23 protein-coding genes are annotated in these 21,933 nt (G+C 34.3%); 10 read left to right on the plus strand and 13 right to left on the minus strand.

Annotated elements, in window-relative coordinates; all coding sequences use genetic code 11:
- Window positions 1-335, plus strand: a 335-nt coding sequence (locus QO182_RS10945; RefSeq protein WP_371561632.1) for a transposase, incomplete at its 5' end; no start/stop codon positions are given.
- A 26-nt stretch (window positions 336-361) separates the two neighbouring features.
- The gene (locus QO182_RS10950; protein WP_371561634.1) at window positions 362-703 is read left to right on the plus strand and encodes an SCO family protein; all 342 of its coding nucleotides are present in this window, start codon (window positions 362-364) and stop codon (window positions 701-703) included.
- Window positions 704-1,031: 328 nt separating this feature from the next.
- Here the strand turns inward: QO182_RS10950 and QO182_RS10955 are convergent, their stop codons facing one another.
- Both QO182_RS10955 and QO182_RS10960 read right to left on the minus strand, forming a co-directional pair.
- Complete coding sequence (locus QO182_RS10955) at window positions 1,032-1,394, minus strand: RNA-binding protein (protein WP_007137132.1); 363 nt, start codon at window positions 1,392-1,394, stop codon at window positions 1,032-1,034.
- A gap of 148 nt (window positions 1,395-1,542) precedes the next feature.
- On the minus strand, window positions 1,543-2,028 hold the full coding sequence (locus tag QO182_RS10960) for a DUF6252 family protein (RefSeq protein WP_371561636.1): 486 nt from the start codon (window positions 2,026-2,028) through the stop codon (window positions 1,543-1,545).
- Window positions 2,029-2,227: 199 nt separating this feature from the next.
- On the opposite strand from QO182_RS10960, the gene QO182_RS10965 reads away from it, so the two are divergent.
- The 6 genes from QO182_RS10965 (at window position 2,228) to QO182_RS10990 (ending at window position 7,332) form a co-directional block, all read left to right on the plus strand.
- Window positions 2,228-2,788, plus strand: coding sequence for a 30S ribosomal protein S16 (locus QO182_RS10965; protein WP_371540924.1), 561 nt, complete (start codon window positions 2,228-2,230; stop codon window positions 2,786-2,788).
- A gap of 14 nt (window positions 2,789-2,802) precedes the next feature.
- Entirely contained in the window at window positions 2,803-3,327 is a 525-nt protein-coding gene (gene rimM, locus QO182_RS10970; RefSeq protein ID WP_371540923.1) for a ribosome maturation factor RimM, read from the plus strand.
- Between the two features lie 149 nt (window positions 3,328-3,476).
- Window positions 3,477-4,139 carry a tRNA1(Val) (adenine(37)-N6)-methyltransferase gene (locus QO182_RS10975; RefSeq protein WP_371561638.1) on the plus strand — a complete coding sequence of 221 codons (663 nt, stop codon included), beginning with the start codon at window positions 3,477-3,479 and terminating at the stop codon, window positions 4,137-4,139.
- Window positions 4,140-4,438: 299 nt separating this feature from the next.
- A complete protein-coding gene (locus tag QO182_RS10980; protein WP_371561640.1) occupies window positions 4,439-5,617 on the plus strand; it encodes an acyl-CoA dehydrogenase family protein in 1,179 nt (392 codons plus the stop codon).
- A 90-nt stretch (window positions 5,618-5,707) separates the two neighbouring features.
- A complete protein-coding gene (locus QO182_RS10985; RefSeq protein ID WP_371561642.1) occupies window positions 5,708-6,490 on the plus strand; it encodes a DUF3050 domain-containing protein in 783 nt (260 codons plus the stop codon).
- Between the two features lie 68 nt (window positions 6,491-6,558).
- Window positions 6,559-7,332, plus strand: a complete 774-nt coding sequence (locus tag QO182_RS10990) for an SGNH/GDSL hydrolase family protein (protein ID WP_371561644.1) — start codon at window positions 6,559-6,561, stop codon at window positions 7,330-7,332.
- 36 nt (window positions 7,333-7,368) lie between these two features.
- Here QO182_RS10990 and QO182_RS10995 read toward each other — a convergent pair whose 3' ends face one another.
- The 7 genes from QO182_RS10995 to QO182_RS11025 form a co-directional block, all read right to left on the minus strand.
- A complete protein-coding gene (locus tag QO182_RS10995; protein WP_371540917.1) occupies window positions 7,369-7,686 on the minus strand; it encodes a 2Fe-2S iron-sulfur cluster-binding protein in 318 nt (105 codons plus the stop codon).
- A gap of 143 nt (window positions 7,687-7,829) precedes the next feature.
- On the minus strand, window positions 7,830-8,069 hold the full coding sequence (locus QO182_RS11000; protein ID WP_371540916.1) for a NifU family protein: 240 nt from the start codon (window positions 8,067-8,069) through the stop codon (window positions 7,830-7,832).
- 45 nt (window positions 8,070-8,114) lie between these two features.
- On the minus strand, window positions 8,115-9,251 hold the full coding sequence (locus QO182_RS11005) for a P-loop NTPase (protein WP_371540915.1): 1,137 nt from the start codon (window positions 9,249-9,251) through the stop codon (window positions 8,115-8,117).
- Between the two features lie 209 nt (window positions 9,252-9,460).
- Window positions 9,461-11,890: an ABC transporter permease gene (locus tag QO182_RS11010; protein WP_371561646.1), complete on the minus strand. Its 2,430-nt coding sequence runs from the start codon at window positions 11,888-11,890 to the stop codon at window positions 9,461-9,463.
- 73 nt (window positions 11,891-11,963) lie between these two features.
- Window positions 11,964-14,381, minus strand: coding sequence for an ABC transporter permease (locus tag QO182_RS11015; protein ID WP_371561647.1), 2,418 nt, complete (start codon window positions 14,379-14,381; stop codon window positions 11,964-11,966).
- Between the two features lie 147 nt (window positions 14,382-14,528).
- Window positions 14,529-15,230, minus strand: a complete 702-nt coding sequence (locus tag QO182_RS11020) for an ABC transporter ATP-binding protein (protein WP_371561649.1) — start codon at window positions 15,228-15,230, stop codon at window positions 14,529-14,531.
- A 57-nt stretch (window positions 15,231-15,287) separates the two neighbouring features.
- A complete protein-coding gene (locus QO182_RS11025) occupies window positions 15,288-16,526 on the minus strand; it encodes an efflux RND transporter periplasmic adaptor subunit (RefSeq protein WP_371561651.1) in 1,239 nt (412 codons plus the stop codon).
- Window positions 16,527-16,684: 158 nt separating this feature from the next.
- Here QO182_RS11025 and QO182_RS11030 point away from each other — a divergent pair, with 158 nt between their 5' ends.
- Window positions 16,685-18,034, plus strand: coding sequence for a sigma-54-dependent transcriptional regulator (locus tag QO182_RS11030; RefSeq protein WP_371540929.1), 1,350 nt, complete (start codon window positions 16,685-16,687; stop codon window positions 18,032-18,034).
- Window positions 18,034-19,383, plus strand: a complete 1,350-nt coding sequence (locus tag QO182_RS11035; protein ID WP_371540910.1) for a PAS domain-containing sensor histidine kinase — start codon at window positions 18,034-18,036, stop codon at window positions 19,381-19,383. The genes QO182_RS11030 and QO182_RS11035 overlap by 1 nt, the downstream gene beginning before the upstream one ends.
- Window positions 19,384-19,516: 133 nt before the next feature.
- On the opposite strand, the gene QO182_RS11040 is transcribed toward QO182_RS11035, so the two are convergent.
- From QO182_RS11040 to QO182_RS11055, 4 genes are all read right to left on the minus strand, one after another.
- Window positions 19,517-19,843 carry an MGMT family protein gene (locus tag QO182_RS11040; RefSeq protein WP_371540909.1) on the minus strand — a complete coding sequence of 109 codons (327 nt, stop codon included), beginning with the start codon at window positions 19,841-19,843 and terminating at the stop codon, window positions 19,517-19,519.
- A 50-nt stretch (window positions 19,844-19,893) separates the two neighbouring features.
- On the minus strand, window positions 19,894-20,529 hold the full coding sequence (locus QO182_RS11045) for a LysE family transporter (RefSeq protein WP_371540908.1): 636 nt from the start codon (window positions 20,527-20,529) through the stop codon (window positions 19,894-19,896).
- A 53-nt stretch (window positions 20,530-20,582) separates the two neighbouring features.
- Window positions 20,583-21,260 carry a tRNA (guanosine(46)-N7)-methyltransferase TrmB gene (gene trmB / locus QO182_RS11050; RefSeq protein ID WP_371540907.1) on the minus strand — a complete coding sequence of 226 codons (678 nt, stop codon included), beginning with the start codon at window positions 21,258-21,260 and terminating at the stop codon, window positions 20,583-20,585.
- Between the two features lie 125 nt (window positions 21,261-21,385).
- Window positions 21,386-21,892 carry a nuclear transport factor 2 family protein gene (locus tag QO182_RS11055; RefSeq protein ID WP_371540906.1) on the minus strand — a complete coding sequence of 169 codons (507 nt, stop codon included), beginning with the start codon at window positions 21,890-21,892 and terminating at the stop codon, window positions 21,386-21,388.
- Window positions 21,893-21,933 lie beyond the last annotated feature (41 nt).

The following is a 21,933-nucleotide window of genomic DNA, read 5'->3' on the forward strand; positions in this document are numbered from 1 at the left end:
TAGTATTATTTGAATTGTATCCTGACATTCAAAAAGCCTATGATATAGCTCAGGATTTGAGAAACATCTTTGAAAAAACAACCGATAAAATTATAGGACTTGGTAGATTGGCTAGATGGCATGAAAAAGTAAATCAATCAGGATTTAAGTCTTTCAATACAATCTCAAGATCCATAATGAATCATTATCAAACCATATTAAACTATTTTGACAATAGGAGCACAAACGCTTCAGCTGAATCTTTCAATGCTAAAATAAAAGCATTTAGATCTCAGTTTAGAGGTGTTCGAAACGTGGAATTCTTTCTTTTTAGGCTAACTAATATTTATGCCTAATTTTTATCGCTCCACAGGTTTTCGACTTGATCCTTTTAAATGACGATGGAGTACTGCTACTGTCACATTCAGTTACACCCGAAACTGATTCCGTGTCTGTTCTAAAAAAATATGCAATTGAACACGGGGTAGTTTCATCAAAATGGCATTTAGTTACTGGGAAACGAAAAGAAATATATGCTTTAGGACGTAAATCGTATTATGTTGAAGAAGATTTAGGAAAGAAAAAATCTGAGGATGATTTTTTACATACCGAAAATTTTGTTTTAATTGATAAAAACAAACACATCAGAGGGATTTATAATAGTTTAGATGTCAACAGTGTAAAATTATTAATCGAAGATATTAAAACTTTACAAAAAGAATAAATACAATACAGTCAATTATGTTCTAAAATCAGCAAGTTATAATCATACAATAGGAACGTTTACTCAATATAAAGAGCAAATGTTATTCGATTAGAAAAGAATTAAAAACTAAAAGAAGCCGCCTCAAAATAAATTTTGAGGCGGCTTCTTTTAGTTTTCATAGTTAACTGACTTTCTTGAACAATTTCACAATAGTTACAAAAACATTTTATCTATGATTTGCTTTAACGATTCATTTCAAAATAAATGTATAAACCAAAATTGAATTAAAAATAAAAAAGGTGTCAATTTGCATTGACACCTTTTTATATAGTTGTAGAAAAAAATATTAATATCCTCCTCTGTTTCCACCACCACGGTTTTCTCCACCACGGCTGTTTCCACCACCATAACCACCGCGTGAATCTCCACCACGACTGTTATTGTTAAAACTTCTTCTTTCTCCTTCTGGTTTTGGCTCAGATTTGTTAACTACAATTGCACGTCCTTGAACAGTTGCACCGTTCAATTCATCAATCGCTTTTTGAGCTTCATCATCATTTGTCATTTCAACAAAACCGAATCCTTTACTTCTTCCAGTAAATTTATCAGTAATAATTTTTACAGAATCAACTGCACCATAAGCCTCGAAAGACTCTCTTAAATCTGCTTCCTCAATACTGAATGGAAGGCTTCCAACAAAAATATTCATATGTACTTATTTATAATATGAAACAAATATACTCGTTTTATTTTATAACCCACTATAAATTAGCTTATTTCTACTTTTATTTTATTTCAAAAACGCATAGAAAAACAGAAAACCACATCATAAAGCAATGTAATAACCTCCCTCTTCCTTAATTTACTGATGCTTGTGCAATTATAGGCACCTTATAAAAAACTCCTTGTTGGAAATTTACAACAGCTCCGGCCAAAGGATTATTGTAACTATTTTCCGCATTAAATTTAAAAGTACCTGATATTGTATTATTTTCAATATCATAATCCGTTATTACGATTTGACCATCAGCTTCGCCTAAACCAGTGGCAAAAGTTAGCGTACCACTTGCATCCGTTAACTCATAGACTGCAGTATTAGAATCGCCGGTTCCTAAAGAATAGGTTCCTTTTACAGTTGAAGTAGTTTTCAAGGTGATTACTTCATTCCCAGAATAGCCCTTAATTATAAGGTCCCCATTAACACCTAAAGAAGCTGTAGATGCGATAGCTCTCCAAAAGACATTATCTTTTACTCCCTGAAATGAGGGGTTATTAAAACTGATATCCTCCTCACAAGAGATAAAGGTAAAAAGCACAATAATAAAAAGAAACGCTTTTTTCATAAATTAGATCTTTAAACAAACAAAAGTATACAATTGACGGATAAATACAGCCAATTATTATAATAAAATGTGGCTAGAAATAGCTTAATCCGTTCTAATTCATAATAATAACAAGCTATTGGCATATTAAAATAAATAGTATATCTTTGCAGCCTTAATTAATAGAGGTCGAGTACCTCAAAATTTAATCATTTAGATTATGTCAGTAAAAATTAGATTACAAAGACACGGTAAAAAAGGAAAACCTTTTTACTGGGTTGTAGCAGCAGATGCTCGCTCAAAAAGAGATGGTAAATACTTAGAGAAAATCGGTACTTACAATCCAAATACAAACCCAGCAACTATCGACTTAAACCTTGATAGTGCAGTTAGATGGTTGCACAATGGTGCTCAACCAACAGAAACTGCTAAAGCAATTCTTTCTTACAAAGGAGCTTTATTGAAACATCACCTTGACGGTGGTATTCGTAAAGGTGCCTTAACTCAAGAACAAGCTGATGCAAAATTAGCTACTTGGTTAGAAGCTAAAACTGGAACAGTTGACGCTAAGAAAGACGGTTTAACTAAAGCGCAAGCTGATGTTAAAGCTAAAGCTTTCAAAGCAGAACAAGATGTAAACGCAAAACGTTTAGCTGCTGCAGCTAAAGCGGAGGCGGATGCTATTGCAGCTGCTGCTCCTGCTGAAGAAGTTGCTGAAGTTGAAGCTTCAACTGAAGAAACTCCTGCTGCAGAAGAAAACAACGAAGAAACTCAAGCATAAATTTATAAGCGAAGATGCGCAAAGAAGATTGTTTCTACTTAGGTAAAATCGCCAAAAAATTTAGTTTTAAAGGGGAAGTCCTTGCCTATTTAGACACGGATGAACCAGAGTTATACGAAAACTTGGAATCAGTGTTTGTTGAATGCAACAAACACTTGGTTCCTTTTTTTATTGAAAATAGCTCTTTGCATAAAAACGATTTTCTCAGAATTCGTTTTGAAGACATGAATACCGAAGAAGATGCCGATGCCATTATGGGTAACGATATTTATCTTCCTTTAAAAATGTTGCCAAAACTTAGTGGTAACAAATTCTACTATCACGAAGTTATTGGTTTTGAAGTTGAAGACAAACGCCTTGGCATTGTTGGAAAAATCGAATCCATAAATGACTCAACTGCCCAACCTCTTTTTGAAGTGCTTAACGGTGAAGTAGAAATACTTATTCCAATGATTGATCATTTCCTTGTCAAAATCGACCGTGAAAACAAAAAAGTAATCATGGATTTGCCAGAAGGCTTAATCGAGATGTACCATTAAAAAAGCAATCAGTGATCCGTATTTAGTAGACATTTTCACAACATAATATTCCTATATTACCTCCCAATGTTTATCGGGATGTTAATCCTCAATCTAAAATCATTTTGTTTCAATTCAAACAATTTATTATTCAACAAGACCGTTGCGCCATGAAAATTGGAACTGACGGTGTGTTATTAGGTGCTTGGACTCCAATTGAAAATGACCCCTTTAGCATAATTGACATTGGCGCAGGAACAGGTGTAATTGCTTTAATGCTAGCCCAACGAAGTAATGCCAAACAAATTGACGCACTGGAAATTGACGAAGCAGCCTACGAACAAGCGGTAGATAATTTTGAAAACTCCCCTTGGAGTGATCGTTTATTCTGCTTTCATGCTGGTCTAGATGAATTTGTAGAAGAACCGGAAGATGAATATGACTTAATAGTATCAAACCCCCCTTTCTACTCTGAAAATTACAAAACAGAAAACGAACAACGTGATTTAGCACGTTTTCAAGACGCATTGCCATTTGAAGATTTAATAGAAGCAGCCGACTTATTACTTTCTGAAAACGGAATATTCACTGTCATTATTCCTTTTAAAGAAGAAGAAAACTTCGTCGCTTTAGCCAAAGAAATGGAGCTATATCCTATAAAAATCACTCGCGTAAAAGGCACCCCAACTTCTGAAATCAAACGTAGCTTATTGGCTTTTAGTCGAAATGAAATTCCAGACTTCCCTATTGACGAATTAATCATCGAGATTACCAGACACGTATATACTCCAGAATACATCGAATTGACTAAAGAGTTTTATTTGAAGATGTAAGCGTGAAAACCTTTAAACAACAACATTCTACTTCACGAATTACCCTCCTTTTTCCTTAATTTTTTTTACTCTTTATAATTAGTTGAAATTAAAACGGAAGCTTTAACAAAAAACAATCTACCACATTACGTATTTTTGTCGTAAATTTAAAAATATAACATTTCACTTTGGTTTTGTTATATTTCTTTATGTAAATTTGTCAGGTAAAAACAAACAATCAAGCAATTAGCCTTAATTTTATTCTCCAGACTGAATACGATTCCTTTGCTACTGCAATACTATTATAAAAAAAGCTCAATATGAAACCAGATTTATTTCAATCTCCTGATTATTACAACCTCGACGATTTATTGACAGAAGAACAAAAATTAGTACGTGACTCTGCTCGTGCATGGGTAAAAAAAGAAGTTTCTCCCATCATTGAAGATTATGCACAACGTGCTGAATTCCCAAAACAAATCATCAAGGGTTTAGGCGAAATTGGTGGTTTTGGCCCATACATTCCTGAAGAATATGGTGGTGCTGGTCTAGACCAAATCTCTTACGGATTAATCATGCAAGAAATTGAACGTGGAGATTCCGGAGTACGTTCTACTTCATCGGTTCAGTCTTCTTTGGTTATGTACCCTATTTGGAAATATGGTAACGAAGAGCAGCGTATGAAGTATTTACCCAAATTAGCTACTGGAGAATTTATGGGTTGCTTTGGCTTGACCGAACCTAATTATGGTTCAGATCCAGGTAGCATGATTACCAACTTTAAAGATATGGGAGACCATTATTTATTGAACGGTGCCAAAATGTGGATTTCAAATGCCCCTTTTGCAGATATCGCTGTTGTTTGGGCAAAAAATGAAGAAGGAAGAATACACGGACTAATCGTAGAACGTGGCATGGAAGGTTTTACTACTCCAGAAACACATCATAAATGGTCGCTTCGCGCATCATCAACAGGAGAATTAATCTTTGATAATGTCAAAGTGCCAAAAGAAAATTTACTACCTAACAAATCTGGCTTAGGAGCACCACTTGGATGTTTAGATTCAGCACGTTACGGTATTGCTTGGGGCGCTATTGGTGCCGCTATGGACTGTTATGATACTGCACTCCGCTACGCTAAGGAACGAATTCAATTTGACAAACCAATCGCCGGTACTCAATTACAGCAAAAGAAATTAGCAGAAATGATTACAGAAATCACAAAAGCACAATTACTAACATGGAGATTGGGTGTTTTGAAGAATGAAGGAAGAGCGACAACCGCTCAAATTTCTATGGCCAAAAGAAACAATGTCGACATGGCAATTAACATTGCACGTGAGGCAAGACAAATATTAGGAGCAATGGGAATAATAGGTGACTATTCAATTATGCGTCATATGATGAACTTAGAGTCAGTAATCACGTATGAAGGAACACATGATATTCACCTATTAATTACGGGTATGGATATTACCGGAATTCCTGCTTTTAAATAGTATTAAACAACTATTAAAGTATCAATAAAATTGATAAAAAAGCTTCTTGGAGACAAGAAGCTTTTTTATCTTTACAGCAAAATCGTACCTATGACTATTCAAGATATCAACAGCACAATTGAACCACAAAAAAAGGTGCTGCTACAGCATTCCTTGTATGCAAAAGTAAAAACAATAGACGATTTGAAGTCTTTCTTAGAAAACCATGTCTTTGCCGTATGGGACTTCATGTCTTTACTAAAAGCACTGCAATCTAAATTAACCTGCACAACGACTCCTTGGTTTGCAACTAAAAATCCAGAAACAAGGTATTTAATCAACGAAATCGTACTAGCAGAAGAATCTGATTTGACTCTTGATGGCCGCAGACAAAGCCATTATGAAATGTACATCGAAGCCATGCATGATTGTGGCGCAAGCACGCTTGAAATCGAAAGCTTCCTTGAAGAGATTAACTCGTTGCAAAATATCTTTGTAGCGATAAAAACCAGCAATTTACATCCCAACATAAAAGCGTTTCTAGATTTCACTTTTAGTGTTATAGAACAAGGAAAACCACATGAAATTGCAGCCGCTTTTACCTTTGGCAGAGAAGATCTAATCCCGAGCATGTTTACGGAAATTCTTAAAAATTTTCAAACTAATTTTCCCGATACTGATTTAAGTAAATTAATTTATTATTTCGAAAGACATATTGAATTAGATGCAGATGAACATGGCCCTATGGCGATGCAGATGATTACAGAATTATGTGGCGAAGATGCTCAAAAATGGACAGAGGTCGAAGAAATCTCGGTATTGGCCTTAGAAAAAAGAATTGGTCTTTGGGATGCTATCGAAGAAACCATTACGATGAAAGTAGAGATGGTATAATCCTTCTAAATCCAATGACACAAGATTTTCGTACATACTATTACAATTGACTACTAATAATGTACGTTATGAAAAACCATATCAAAATCACAATAATTGCTTTTTTAGTACTGTTTGCTGTAAGCTGCAGCACCGAAAGCCCGGTTACCGAAAGCAGAATAACACCCATAGTCCAACCAAACTCCACTGAGACAACCGTAGAGCAAATCCCAGTTGTAAAAACCCGAGACAACCCAATACACTATTTGGCTCTTGGTGATAGTTATACCATCGGACAAAGTGTTTGCGAAAGCTGTAGGTTTCCAGCACAGTTAAAACAAAGTTTACAGAACACGAACTCAAATAACAGTTTCGTTCTAAAAATAATTGCACAAACTGGATGGACAACCACTAATTTAGTTTTAGCGATTAATAGTCAGAATTTAGTTCCCGATTATGATTTAGTCACCTTATTAATTGGGGTAAATAATCAATATCAGCACAAGTCCTTTTCTCTGTATGAAAAAGAATTTCCTGAGCTAGTAAATAAAAGCATTGCTCTCGCAAAAGGAACAAAAGCAAACCTCATCGTGGTGTCTATTCCCGATTATACATATACGCCGTTTGGTCAAGGTTCAGGGAATTCATCTTCCATTTCATCTGAAATCGATACCTATAATGCTTTCGCAAAAAAATATTGCGACGAAAATAGCATACGATTTATAAATATCACCGACATAACTCGAAAAGGACTTACGAATAAGGGCTTAGTAGCGCAGGACGGCTTGCACGCTTCTGAAGAAGCCTATCGTTTGTTTGTGGAACGAATCGCACCTAAGGCCGCGAGTTCTCTCAATAACTAAAAAAAGCGTCACATTTAAATGTGACGCTTTTTTTTTTTAATTTTCTGGAGCTAACTCTAATTCTAAACCTTCTAAACTTTCAGTAATAGGAATTTGACAACCTAAACGACTATTAGGCTTAACATAAAATGCCTCTGAGAGCATCGCTTCTTCATCCTCTCCCATTTCAGGTAACACGACATCATTAAGCACATAACATTGACAAGAAGCGCACATTGCCATTCCTCCACATGTACCTTCCACAGGGAGCTCATACGCCTTACAAAGTTCCATGATGTTCATTGCCATATCTGTGGGAGCCTGCAATTCATGCACTACTCCTTCTCTATCCTTAATTTTTATTAATACATCCATAATTAAATTATAGTTATAAGTTTTTTACGTTTAGTTAATACCGTTTTGTGTTTGATAAAAGAATAAATCTCCCTAATTTATTTGAAAGATTACAACAAACAGCACGTCCCCGCTTTTACAAGCAGGGATACGGCCAGCATATTTTATAGGATGTTCACAACAGTTTCTATTTGGGGAGCAAACTTTTTAATAGTCGTTTCCACTCCGGCTCTCAATGTCATTTGGTTCACACTGCAGCTTGTACAGGCGCCTTCAAGTCTCACTTTCACATGTTTGCCTTCTTCGATGGACACTAAAGTAATATCTCCACCATCTGAATTCAAAAAGGGTCTAATTTCCTCTAGTGCTTTTTGAACTTCTATTGTTAATTCTTCTGTTGTCATTTTATTTTATTTAAAGATTATAATAGCGAGCTATCTAATCTTATATTATTTTTTAACTGCTGAACAGCCTGCCATTGTAGTAATTTTAACGGCCTCTGAAGCAGGTAAATTTTCATTTCGTTTTACTGTTTCCTGAACAACATTACGTGTCACTTCATCAAAAACATGCTCTACTGCAGATGCAGTTTGCATTGCTGCTGGACGACCGTAATCACCAGCTTCACGTATCGATTGTACAATTGGTATTCCGCCTAAGAACGGAACTCCCAAATCATCAGCTAAGTTTTTAGCTCCTTCTTTTCCAAAAAGATAATACTTGTTATCAGGTAGTTCCTCAGGTGTAAAATAAGCCATGTTTTCGATTATTCCTAAAACAGGAACATTAATAGCCTCTGACATGAACATAGAAACTCCTTTCTTAGCATCAGCCAAAGCTACCGCTTGCGGTGTACTTACTACAACCACTCCCGTTATTGGCAAAGCCTGAACAATAGAAAGATGAATATCTCCAGTTCCTGGAGGTAAATCGATCAACATGAAATCTAGTTCACCCCAATCTGCATCAAAAATCATTTGATTCAACGCTTTGGAAGCCATTGGTCCTCTCCAGATTACAGCTTGACTTGGTGCAGTGAAAAAACCAATCGATAGTATTTTTACTTCGTAGCTCTCTACTGGTTTCATTTTAGATTTACCATCAACAACTACAGAAACCGGTTTTTCATTTTCTACATCAAACATGATTGGCATAGAAGGCCCGTAAATATCAGCATCTAAAATACCAACACTGAATCCCATCTTTGCTAATGTTACCGCTAGATTTGCAGTAACTGTAGATTTACCTACTCCCCCTTTACCAGAGGCAACAGCGATTATATTTTTTATTCCTGGAATAGCTTTTCCTTTAATCTGATTTGGACTTTCAGCAACAGCAGCTTCCACTTTAGTATTTACTTTCACTTTTGCTTCTGGCGAAACTAAGTCGTGAATGGTTTTTTTGATATCTTCTTCCGCACGTTTCTTGATGTGCATCGCTGGTGTGTGTAATACTAAATCAACCACAACCTCATCTCCAAAAGTGACTACGTTTGCAACCGCTCCGCTTTCCACCATATTCTTTCCTTCTCCCGCTATAGTAATTGTTTCTAAAGCTTTAAGAATTTCTTTTCTATCTAATTTCATTATAATTGTACTATTTTCAATTGATATTTACAGTTAGAACGTTATCTTTATTTAAACTGATTTCAGATTGTAAAGATACTATGAAAAGTTCTTAAAATAAAGGAATTGGATTGGATTTATTGATGGGGCGATAAGGCAGAATTTGACAAAATAAAAACCCGACTGGCTTTGAATCGCTGTCGGGTCTAATTAGAACTTTTCTTAAAACATTATTCGTATTTTAAATATTTCAAAATATCCATTTTGGTAACTTGATACGCTTTGGCTAAAACAATTACTAAAGTCAAAAACAGTAAGCTCACCAACGCTACAACAAATGGAAAAAAAGGAATATTGATGCGAAACGCAAAATCTTCAAGCCACTTTTGCAATAGAAAATAGGCAGGAAATATACCAATTAGAAAGCCTACTAAACAAAAGAACACATATTGTTTTGACAACTCTTTCAGTAACGTATTGGTTTCAGCTCCAAGCGTTTTACGAATGGCGATTTCCTTTAGTCTTCTTTCCATTGAAAAAGACGCCAATGCAAATAATCCAAAAATAGCGATCACGATCACGATCAAATTAAGAATAAAAAACAAGTTTTTTTGTTTTAGTTGTTCTAGATAGGTTTTGGCAAACGTTTTATTTACAAATTCGTATTCAAAAGGATAATCTTGATTAATATTCTTGTTCCAATAGGTCTCTAATTCTGAAAGTGTTGCCTCTAAATTATCAGGACTCACCTTGACATACACAAATTGAAAATTACTCCATCCTAAGGTTTTTAGATTTACAAAAATCATGGGAGGAATCTTATTTTTTAAACCAGTAATGTTAAAATCTTTAACTACACCTACTATTTTAAATTTCAAGTTTCCTTTATCATTCGCCCAACCCGAGGTGATAATTGTATTTATTGGCTTCTTTAGATTCAACGTTCGTACGCAAGTTTCATTCATCAACATATTGCTTACCGTGTCTGAAGCAAATTCAGGCGATAAATCCCTTCCTTCTACAATCTTAATTTTCATCATATCCAGAAAACCAAAATCCATATTCACATTATGACCCTGAACAAAAACACCATTGTGGGTAAACCCAGAAGTAGAATTGGTATCACCACCAAAAGACCCCTCGAATGTCGAAACTTCTTGGATACCTGACATCTTGAGTAGTTCTTGCTTACTGGTTTCATACTTTTTTAATTTGGTTTCCCAATCATCATATCTAAACCTGATTTGAATAATCTGATCTCCACTAAAACCTAAGTCTTTATCACTCATATAACTCACCTGTTTGTACACTACCAAAGCTCCAACGATAAAAAACGCAGCTATCGAAAATTGAAAAACCAACATGGAGTTTCGCATCCAAATTCCGCTTTTACTTCTAGAGAAATTTCCTTTCAGCACCTTTAAAGTTTCAAATTTCGATATATAAATTGCTGGAAATATCCCTGCTAAGACAATTACTAGAACAAAAATTAAAACAATTTGTAAGTAAAACTCGCTCCCATTTAAAGTTAAATCTTTATTCAAAAAATCATTATAAAAAGGCAATACAAGTTCTACAATAGCTAATGCAAGAATAACCGAAAAACAAACTACAATAGCCGTTTCAAAGATAAATTGCATACTAATCAATGATTTACTAGCCCCTACAACTTTTCTAATACCTACTTCTTTTGCTCTTTTAATAGCCGAAGCTGTTGCCAAATTAATATAATTAACAATGGACAAAACCAATATCAAGATAGACAAACCCATCATAATATAAACCAACTGTAAATTACCCTGTCCTTCTGGAAAATTACTTCCTATAGATGCTTTTGTACCATACAATCGCGCCGTTTTTAGTTGATCTAAAATAATCTTAGACTCCCCATTCTCCTTAATAAACTGAGCAACAGTTTGCCCATTTTCTTTAGCGTTTTTTTGAGTTTTATTCTCTAAAACAATCTTCTCCATTTTTTTAACAACATCTGCAATGGCAACCTCTTTCTTAACTTTGATCATCAATCCATAGTTGTAATTCCCCCAATGCTCGAGGTCTCTTTCCTTGATTAGTCCATTAAATACATAATCAGGTTCTACCGCCGATGATTTTATGATTTTATAAACTGCTTTTACAGTATAAAATTCATTCTCAAAATTGACAGATTTGCCAATTGGATCCTCCTCTTTAAACAGCAATTTTGCACTTGCTTCAGAAATAGCCACACTATTTTTTTCTTTTAGAATAGCAGTTTTCGCCCCTTTAACAATAGGAAAAGGGAAAATATTAAAAAACTCTTCGTCAGAAATGACTGCTTTTTTTATAATCAATTTTTTAGACTGATATTTTAAAAGCCCCCCGTCATAACTATTCTGGAAAAAACAAATGGATTCTATTTCCGGAATAGTCGCCTTGCATGTAATACCAAAAGGAGTTGAGTTAGACGCCCAAATTTCTTTCTGCGGCCCCATTTGATTCAAGACCTGATAAACATTCTCATTGTTAGGATTCCAATCGTCGTAAGAGTGCTCATTATTCCAGTACAAGGTTGCAAAAATCAACCCCGCAATACCAACACTCAATCCCAAAACATTGAGAAACGAAAACAGTTTATTTTGCTTGAGGTGGTATATAAATATTTTTATCCAGTTGTGTAACATCGTTTATCTTGTTTTAAATTAATCGGCTTTAAAAACCTTTCTAACCTGTTTAATACTGTTTTTACAAAACCTATTACTCGTATTTTAAATATTTCAAAATATCCGTTTTTGTAGCAAAATAGGCTCTGTAAAGCACAACGGATAGAGTTAAAAATAATAAAGTTCCAAATCCAATTAAAAAAGGATAAATAGAAACATCAACTCGATAAGCAAAATTATCAAGCCATTTATTAAGTAAATAGTACGCCGGAAATAAAGCTATCAAAAACCCAATGACACAGAAAAGGATGTATTGCTTAGATAGTTCTTTGAGTAGCATATTCGTTTCTGCACCTAATACTTTCCTAATCGCAATTTCTTTCATTCTTCTTTGTATCGAATAAGAAGCTAAAGCATATAATCCAAAAAGTGCTATTAGAATTACTACTATATTTAACAATGAAAATAGATTCTTTTGCTTTACATACGATTCATAGGTTCTCGCGTATTGTTTATCTACAAAATCATATTTAAAAGGATATCCAGTATCAACCTTAGTCCATAATGTTTCGATATCAGCAATTGTATTTTCAATATTATCCGATTTTAGTTTTACGAAAACCTTATTGATATTTTGAGCAATATCTACCGTTTTAAGATGATAGAAATACATCCCTGACACCTCTACTTCAGGACTTAATAAATTAAAATCTTTAACAACTCCTATGATTTTTAATTTTCTTTGTTTGATAATTAGTTCTTTTCCTATAGGCTCTTTCATGTTCATCAACTTTTGTGCTGTTTCATTAATCACCACAGAAGCAATAGTATCCGAAGCATGTTTCTGATCAAGAGACCTTCCTTTAACTACTTCTATTTTCATCATTTCGAACATACCAAAATCAACTGCAATTGTTCGTGCTTTAAAAAGTTCATCATTGTACAATACACCTCCTAATGAATCATCTGAACCATCAAATGAAATCAATCCTGTAGAAGCTTGTTCTACCCCTTTTATTTTAGCCAGTTCTTGTTTTATTGTACTGTATTTATTGTAGATATTTTGCCCTACGTTTTCAACTTCATAATCCGAATTAGGAAAATTCAAATTAATTTCAATCACTTGATCTCCTTTAAAACCTAAATCTTTATTGGTTAGATAATCGATTTGCTGATACACAATATAAGAACCAACAATAAAGAAAGTAGCCACTGTAAACTGGAAAATCAACATTCCGTTACGCAACCAGATTCCGTTTTTACTTCTTCCAAAATTACCTTTCAGAACTTTTAAAGTTTCGAAATTAGCAACATAAACGGCTGGAAGTATTCCTGCCACCAAAACTGTAATACTGAAAATCAGAATTAATTGCAGATAGAATTGACTGCCAACTATTTGTAAACTCTTATTTAAAAAATCATTGTAATACGGCAAAGTCAACTCAACAATAACCAATGCTAGTAAAATCGAAAACAAACTTATTAGAGCAGTTTCAAAAATAAATTGAATAACAATAGTACTTTTTGAAGCACCCACAACTTTACGAACACCAACTTCTTTAGCACGTTTAACTGCATTAGCTGTAGCCAAATTGATATAATTTACAATCGAAAGAATGAGAATTAAAACTGACAACCCGACCATAATCAACAAAAACTGATAATTCCCTCTGCCCTCTGGATATCCATCTGTAATAGAATGTAATCTTGCTTTTGAAAGGGGCTCTATAACTACATCAAAATGTCCAATTTTTTTAGCCATTTCTTCGAAAGTAAAACCTGCTTCCTTGGCATTTCTTTTAATAAAATCAGTATTGTATAAATTTTCCAAGCTGTTTCGAGTATTCTCAATTTTTGATGGATCTTTAACTTTTAAAAATAATTTAAGGACAAAAGGAGCTGTCGTATTCCCACTTGTAAACTCTTTCATTTTATTCATTACAACATCTGGAGCAATTGAAGAATTCCCCGGAATATGATACACAGCGCGTACCACAAACATTTGATCCAAACATGTTATTTGTTTCCCAATTGGGTTTTCATCACCAAAAACTCGTTTAGCAATAACATCTGAAATAGCTATGCTCGAATCATCTTTTATTGCTGAAACAGCATCGCCACTAATAATTTTGAATGAAAAAAAAGAAAAGAAATTACTTTCTACGTTGATGATTTTATTGACAAATTCTTTCTTTCCATTATAAATAATTTTATCCTTTTGGTACCAACTGTCAGCATATAAGATAGTTTCAACATTTGCGTCTTCATCTAAAATAGGCTTTAGGAATAAAGCACAATCTGAAAAAACTGGCATTCCTGTTAACTCTACTAAAACCTGATGCACATTGTCTTTTTCGGGATTCCAGGCGTCATAACTTTGTTCATCATTCCAATACAACAAAGCAAAAATCAACCCCGCAATACCAATACTCAATCCCAAAACATTAAGAAATGAAAACAGTTTGTTTTGCTTGAGATGGTAAATAAATATTTTTATCCAGTTGTGTATCATAATTTTTAATTTGTTGATTTTGATTGCTTCGCCAGTTCGCCACTTTGGCTCGTGTGATGATTGAAATCGTAGTTTATTGAAAAAGTGAGCTGCAAAGAAATTCAAAAATGAATTCGATGATTGATAGTATTATAAGTATCATGATTGTTAAATTTTAAAAATATCTACAGTTCTTTGATTCATTTTTTCAGAGAAAACAACGCCATCCTTCATGAGAATCGTTCTTTGAGAAAATGAAGCATCATAATCAGAATGGGTAACCATCAAGATAGTCGCACCTTTAGCATGCAAATCAGTTAGTAATTCCATAACTTCATTTCCATTTTTACTGTCCAAATTTCCAGTAGGCTCATCGGCCAAAATAATTTTAGGATCGTTTATCAAAGCTCTTGCCACAGCCACACGTTGTTGTTGCCCACCAGAAAGTTGTTGGGGATAATGTTTCAATCTATGCGCAATGTTTAATTTTTCAGAAATTGCTTGTACTTTTAATTTTCTTTCCGAAGCCTTTACGCTATTGTAAATTAACGGTAATTCGATATTATCATAAACCGAAAGCTCGTCGATAAGGTTAAAATTCTGAAAAATAAATCCAATATTTTCCTTACGAACACTAGAACGTCCTTTTTCTTTTAGTCCAATCATCTCCTGGTTCAACAAGGTATAACTCCCGCCTGAAGCACTATCCAATAGCCCAACAATATTGAGCAATGTTGATTTTCCGCAACCCGACGGACCCATAATCGAAAGAAAATCCCCTTCATTGATTTGCAAATTGATGCCGCTTAAAGCCGAAGTTTCTAACTCTTCTGTTCTGAAGATCTTGGTTAGGTTCTTAATTGTTATCATCCTTTTATAGTTTTTTATGTTTTTGATTTAAGAACGCAGTACATCTGCATTCGGTTTTTATTGTATATTCAGTTCGGCTACTTCTTTATAGTCGGCATAAGATGACGTTATTACTTTCTCCCCTTGTTTCAATCCTTCTAAAACTTCATAATAAGATGGATTTTCTCTGCCTAATTTTATATTTCTTCTCACTGCTTTGTTTCCGTTGACAACAAACAGCCACTTTCCAGCGGTTTCTTGATTGAAACTTCCTTTTGCAATCACTAAAATTTTGTTCTTTTCAGATAAAATAAGTTTTACACCAAAGCTTAATCCGTCTTGCAGTGCCAAATCTTCTTTAGAATCAAAAAACAATTCCACTTGAAAACGACCGCTTTTAACCTCCGGAATCACTTTTACAACAGATACGTTTACTGTCCTCCCCTTATATTCAATTTGGCCTTTCAAACCCGCACGGATTTTCTCCAAGTAAAATTCATCCACTTGCGCGCTCAACTTGTAGCCTTCGCGAGAGTCAATTCTACCAATACTTTCTCCAGCTTGAAATGTTTTTCCTAAAATAGGTTCAAATGAAGTTAATCTTCCTGAAACTGGTGCCGTAATCAGGAAGTTTTTTTTATTACTCCTTAGAATATCCAAACTCATTTCCATCGTTTGGATCGAACGATTAATCTGCGAAATCTGTACCTGATTGGTCTGTTTCTCCTTTTGAATACTCGTACGAATATTGCTTTTACGTTCTTCTTGAAAACGCAAACTTTCCTTTATTAAATTCCAGTCATTTCTTGAGATAATATCTTTTTCAAATAATTTCGCATTCATATCATACACTCTTTTGGCATCATTGTAATCATGTTCAATTAAAGCTAGATCTTTAGTCAAACTCAATTCTTGGTTTCTAATATTTAGTTTACCGGTATTCAAATTATTGATTTGCTCAATGATTGCGGTTTCCTGAGTCAGGTAGTTCAATTCTGTGTTAGGATTGTACATGCGTGCTAGCGGTTGTCCTTGTGTCACCATTGCGCCATTTTCTACAAAAATTTCTTTGACTGAACCGCCTTCGACGATATTGACCAACACCAAATTCAATGGCTCCACTTTGGCCTGAAAAACAATAAAATCTTCAAAAAACTCTTGGCTTACTTCTTTTACCAATAGTTCCTCTGCTTTTACATTTAGACTTCGTTTTTTAGATACCGAAGCATAAACAACTGCTCCTGCAACTAAAAAACTCACAAATCCTATTGTTAAGTGCCTGAATTTTCTATTTTTACGGGGAATAACCTTGTCCATTTTTTATAATAATTTACTGGTTATCAACATACAAAAGCATGCCAAGGAATTTATAATTTCTAAAACGATGGTTTTCAATACGGTTACAAAAAATCAAAAAAATGAAGTGTTCGGAAACGGACAGTCCCTTGTTCAAAAGTGAACAAAAACAAACAATGATGCGAAAAAAACAAGCCAAAATACTTATTGTTGACGACCAAGAAGAAATTCTTTTTTCGGCAAAAATGATCTTGAAGAAGCATTTTGAGGAAATTTTTACAACAAATGACCCAAAAAAAATAATTACTATCCTTGGTGAAAACCAAATTGATGTTGTTATGCTAGACATGAATTACCGCATTGGTTTTGAAGATGGACGCGAAGGCATTCATTGGCTCAAAGAAATAAAAACCCTATCTCCAAAAGTAATTGTACTATTAATGACCGCTTTTGGCAAAATCGAAACCGCAGTAGAAGGCATGAAAATAGGTGCTTTTGATTATATTTTAAAACCTTGGGATAATGAGAAATTACTCTCCACTATAGATAAAGCCGTTGTGGAAAGTCGAAAACTGAGTCGAACATCGAACTCGGAAACCCCTCCTAAAAAACACTTTATTGGTAGTTCCCTAAAAATAAAACAAGCGTATTCCATTGCTGAAAAAGTAGCAAAAACAGATGCGAACGTCCTTATTTTAGGAGAAAACGGAACAGGTAAATTTGTGTTTGCTGAACATATTCATCAGCATTCTGATCGAAAAGACAAACCATTCGTTCATATTGATTTGGGTTCGTTAAGCGAAAACTTATTTGAAAGTGAACTTTTTGGCTATGCCAAAGGTGCTTTTACCGATGCCAAAACCGATACACCAGGACGATTTGAAACAGCCGACAATGGGACTGTTTTTTTAGACGAAATAGGCAATATCCCCTTACATTTGCAATCAAAACTATTGCATGTTTTACAAACAAGAAAAGTCACGCGCTTAGGCGAAAGCAAACCCAGAAATTTAAACGTAAGAATCATCTCGGCAACCAACAGCGATATTAAGGAAGAAGTAGAAAACAAAACTTTCCGAGAAGACTTATTGTATCGTATTAATACCATGGAAATCAATCTGCCTCCTTTGCGAGAACGAAAAGACGACATTGTGCCCATGGCGCACTTCCTTCTAAAGCAGTTAGGTGAAAAATACAATCAAAGCGAAGTCATTTTTGACAAAAACGTGGCCGAATATATGGAACGTTACCCTTGGAAAGGAAATATTAGAGAATTAGAAAATAAGATTGAGAGGGCATTGATCATGTCCGATGACAATACGATTTCGGTAACTGATTTAGACCTACTCAGCTTTGAATATACTGAAACCGCTGAGGAATATCCGTTATTAGAAATGGAAAAAAACGCTATCGAAAAATCCCTTTATAAAAATAACGGAAACATCACTAAAACCGCCGAAGATTTGGGTTTATCCAGAGCCTCATTGTACCGGAGACTTGAAAAATACGACATTAAAAACAACGACTAATGAATAGCTGGAAATTTTACAATGCTCTTTTTGCAAGAGTTTTTATTGTCATTATAACGCTCGCTTTTTCACTTTACCTATTTGGAAACGGCTATTCTTATAGCGCTATTCTAATTTTGGTTTTTTCTTTTTTAATCTGTGCCGAAATGTATTCGTACATCAAAAACAAATTGACTTTTTACGACAAAACCATACTTTCGATACTTAACAACGATTTTTCTGCTAGTTTTCCTGCTGCATACAAAGAAGGAGATTATAAAAATTTGTGTCTGCTGTATGATACTTTAAAAGAGAAACAACACGACCTGAGTTCAAAAGAATTAATCTATCGCTCGATAATAAACAATATCGACACGGCTGCTTTAATTTTAGAAAAAGAAAATGACGACTGGACCATTTTCTTGATGAACGATTGTTTTTCAACTCTTTTTAGCGTCCCGAAAGTGACTAATTGGGAATATCTCAAAAATTACCTGCCGACACTTTGCCAAGAAATTGAAAATACCGGTTTTAACGAATTAAAGACGAGCATTAACATCAAAATCGAGCAACAAGAAGCGCAGACATTTATGTTACAAACTTCGTTAACAAAATCGTTTAACAAAGACTACTTCATCATTCTATTGGACAGCATCCAGCGTGTTATTGAGAAAAAAGAAAAAGAAGCTTGGATTAATTTGATGAAAATCATCTCTCACGAATTAATGAATTCCTTGACACCTATTCGATCGCTTTCGCAAAATTTACTGCAAATCGTAGATCAAGACCATTTAGAAACCGAAGATTTTGAAGATATCAAAAGCAGCATTTCGACCATTATAAACAGAAGCGATCATTTGCAGTTTTTTGTAGAGAATTATCGAAAGCTGGCTGCGCTTCCTACACCAAGCAAAAAACCAACACCAATTCATTTGCTTTTTGAAGATTGTCTTAAAATGATGTCGCCCATTTTCGAATCCGAAAACATAGTAATTATCAACGAAATAGAGAAGCATAAGATAATAGACATTGACAAAAATCAAATAGAACAGGTAATTATCAATTTAATTACCAATAGCATTTTTGCCTTAAAAAACAAACAGGAAAAGAGCATACTTTTAACTACTTCAACAAAAAATAATCGTTTTTACATCACCATATCTGATAATGGTGGAGGAATTGAAAGCGCAATTAAAGACAAAATATTCTTACCATTTTTTACTACTAGAAAAGATGGTGCCGGCATTGGACTTACGCTTTCGAAAAATATTATAGAAGCACATGGCGGTTATCTGAGTCATCAAACTGATTCTGATCTATCAGGAGGTAAAACGCATTTCACCATCTGTTTTATTCCTGGAAATAGTTAAAACGGGAGGAATTCTTGATGCGGGAATTTAAAGGAATTACGCTCAACATTTCAGTACAGAACAGCCGTTTTTTACTGACTAATTAGTGAATGCCCCTATTACATAAGCGTGTTAATTAATTGAAAACAGATCACTATTCACTCATTGGCGGTTGCCAAAAATATTTTTCAAAATCAACAATTTGATTTTCGACTACTTCAATTCCTTCACTTTCTAATAATTGCTGCATCAGATTAGTTCCATCAAAATGAAACTTTCCGGTAAGCAATCCGTTTCTGTTCACCACGCGGTGCGCGGGAACATCATCCATATTATGAGAGGCATTCATTGCCCAGCCTACCATTCTGGCTGAACGGGCTGTTCCTAACGCTTTTGCAATAGCGCCATAAGAAGTAACTTTCCCGTAAGGAATTTGCCTTGCGACAGCATAAACCCTTTCGAAGAAATTCTCGTTTGACATCGTTTTAAATTATAAAAATGGCTTTCGCCGATTGGTAAGTATGCGCTAATCTACCTTAAATAATACCTTATGATATTGAATAAAGTAACTATAGAAATCACGCCCGTTATAGTACCTATGATAGTATTCATATTCCTCAATAGGTAATCAGCTTTGTTTTCTATTTTTTGAAAAAAGGTAATATAAAAATAAAAAACAAGTGAAGAACCTAACACCACTCCGATGACAAAAATAAGAATTGAGCTTGCAGTAAAAGAAAAAATTTCATAGGAAGACAGCGTTATACTGACAAAAACGTAATATGGAATTGGAAAGAAATTAAGTGCCGAAAGCAACATTCCAAGAAAAAATCGCTTCTTTTTACTGCTTTTCTTAATTTTAGCTTTCTTGATTTTTGGCTTTTTGGCTATCCACAAAAAAAACACTGTCAAAGCGCCAAATATCCCGAAGCCAATCTCACGCAAAAGAATGACTATATCTGGCCGAACATCTATAACCCGAGCAAACAATATAGCCAAATAAGCCTGAAAAAAAATAATTATTACTGCTCCAAATACGAACCAAATTGCATTTCTTTTCCCTTCCTTCAAGTTCACTTTAGCTGCCGTCATATTGAGCAAGCCTGGCGGAGTTATACCTATTAAAGCAGTTACAAAACCGGAAAGTAAAGATATAATTAAATTCATAGGCAGGGTGTGAGCATACACAAAAGGCAACCAATTTAAACTTTAAAAAATAATTACTCTTTGATTCTGAATCGAATATACGTAATTGCTTTGTTAACTTCCAAATATTGTTTTTCATAAAAAGTCTGAAAAGCAGTTACTTCCTCTGGACTTCCTTCGTTGACATATACATTGTGATTTGCATACAAAACTTCATGCCCTTCACCATGGAGTAAACCAAGTGTATAACCATGCATGAATTCACTGTCTGTTTTAAGATTTACAACACCGTCTTTTTTAAGCACTTTTTTATACAATTGTAAAAACTCAGAATTTGTCATTCTATGTTTAGTACGTTTGTATTTTATTTGGGGATCCGGAAAAGTAATCCAGATTTCATCTACTTCGTTTTCGGCAAAAATATGATTGATTAATTCGATTTGAGTTCGAATAAAAGCTACATTATGCAATCCAGTTTCAACAGCAGTTTTTGCACCACGCCAAAAACGAGCCCCTTTAATATCAATTCCAATGAAATTTTTATTAGGGTATCTTTCGGCTAGACCAACTGAATATTCTCCTTTACCACAACCTAGTTCTAAGACTACAGGGTTATCATTTTTAAAGAAATCTGAATTCCATTTCCCTTTTAAAGGAAATAAATCACCTACTACTTCTTCCCTTGTTGGTTGAAAAACATTGGTAAATGTTTCGTTTTCCTTGAACCTTTTTAATTTATTTTTGCTTCCCACGATTTTTCAAATATTTTTGCAAAATTAAGGAAATATATAAGACCGAAGGCCGAACAAAAGAAAAATTAATAGCAACCACATTATACCTCCTAAAAAAGCAGGATTTGTATTAAATCATTTGGCCATCAGTTTGCTTTATTGTAACCCGATATCAGTTTATCTTCTATGGGCGCTTTGATTTTAGTAACTTCACTTACATTTTCATTAGGAATGGTCATTGACAAGACATAATGTTTGATTTTCCATTCCCCTTCTATCTTTGCTAATACGCCTGAACCCCTGCATATTTTCATTTGTGTATTGAGTAACTCATCAAACCAAGCCGTTTCTTTTGTTTTATCGAAATAAATATGACGCTCCAACACTGTAAAACTCCAAGCTTTGCCTTTATCAAAATAAGGTTTAGCAAATACCTCAAAGGCAGGCTTACTCCAGTTCTCTGTAGCATCGGTACCAATGAAAACAGCATCCTCTGTCATCTTTTCAAAATAAGAATCATACTTTGCTTCTGCTGCGGCTTTATGCCAGGAATCTAGTAAGGTATCGATTTTATTTTCATCAGAAGTAATAGTGTATTTAGTTGGTTTACAAGACACTGCAATTAGAATTAGAACAAAAATGATTTTTTTCATGAGATCAGAATTTAGATAAAAATATAAAATCTTTTGCTCTT

This window comes from Flavobacterium sp. Arc2, from assembly GCF_041431385.1.
GTDB lineage: Bacteria > Bacteroidota > Bacteroidia > Flavobacteriales > Flavobacteriaceae > Flavobacterium.

Coding starts and splice junctions, on each gene's coding strand:
- QO182_RS10980 (WP_371561640.1), top strand. CDS start 4,439: ATGAAACCAGATTTATTTCAATCTCCTGATTATTACAACCTCGACGAT.
- QO182_RS10995 (WP_371540917.1), bottom strand. CDS start 7,686: ATGGATGTATTAATAAAAATTAAGGATAGAGAAGGAGTAGTGCATGAA.
- QO182_RS11030 (WP_371540929.1), top strand. CDS start 16,685: ATGCGAAAAAAACAAGCCAAAATACTTATTGTTGACGACCAAGAAGAA.
- QO182_RS11010 (WP_371561646.1), bottom strand. CDS start 11,890: ATGTTACACAACTGGATAAAAATATTTATATACCACCTCAAGCAAAAT.
- QO182_RS11025 (WP_371561651.1), bottom strand. CDS start 16,526: ATGGACAAGGTTATTCCCCGTAAAAATAGAAAATTCAGGCACTTAACA.
- QO182_RS11020 (WP_371561649.1), bottom strand. CDS start 15,230: ATGATAACAATTAAGAACCTAACCAAGATCTTCAGAACAGAAGAGTTA.
- QO182_RS11000 (WP_371540916.1), bottom strand. CDS start 8,069: ATGACAACAGAAGAATTAACAATAGAAGTTCAAAAAGCACTAGAGGAA.
- rimM (WP_371540923.1), top strand. CDS start 2,803: ATGCGCAAAGAAGATTGTTTCTACTTAGGTAAAATCGCCAAAAAATTT.
- QO182_RS11035 (WP_371540910.1), top strand. CDS start 18,034: ATGAATAGCTGGAAATTTTACAATGCTCTTTTTGCAAGAGTTTTTATT.
- QO182_RS11055 (WP_371540906.1), bottom strand. CDS start 21,892: ATGAAAAAAATCATTTTTGTTCTAATTCTAATTGCAGTGTCTTGTAAA.
- QO182_RS11045 (WP_371540908.1), bottom strand. CDS start 20,529: ATGAATTTAATTATATCTTTACTTTCCGGTTTTGTAACTGCTTTAATA.
- QO182_RS11005 (WP_371540915.1), bottom strand. CDS start 9,251: ATGAAATTAGATAGAAAAGAAATTCTTAAAGCTTTAGAAACAATTACT.
- QO182_RS10985 (WP_371561642.1), top strand. CDS start 5,708: ATGACTATTCAAGATATCAACAGCACAATTGAACCACAAAAAAAGGTG.
- QO182_RS11040 (WP_371540909.1), bottom strand. CDS start 19,843: ATGTCAAACGAGAATTTCTTCGAAAGGGTTTATGCTGTCGCAAGGCAA.
- QO182_RS10990 (WP_371561644.1), top strand. CDS start 6,559: ATGAAAAACCATATCAAAATCACAATAATTGCTTTTTTAGTACTGTTT.
- QO182_RS10965 (WP_371540924.1), top strand. CDS start 2,228: ATGTCAGTAAAAATTAGATTACAAAGACACGGTAAAAAAGGAAAACCT.
- QO182_RS11015 (WP_371561647.1), bottom strand. CDS start 14,381: ATGATACACAACTGGATAAAAATATTTATTTACCATCTCAAGCAAAAC.
- QO182_RS10960 (WP_371561636.1), bottom strand. CDS start 2,028: ATGAAAAAAGCGTTTCTTTTTATTATTGTGCTTTTTACCTTTATCTCT.
- QO182_RS10975 (WP_371561638.1), top strand. CDS start 3,477: ATGAAAATTGGAACTGACGGTGTGTTATTAGGTGCTTGGACTCCAATT.
- QO182_RS10955 (WP_007137132.1), bottom strand. CDS start 1,394: ATGAATATTTTTGTTGGAAGCCTTCCATTCAGTATTGAGGAAGCAGAT.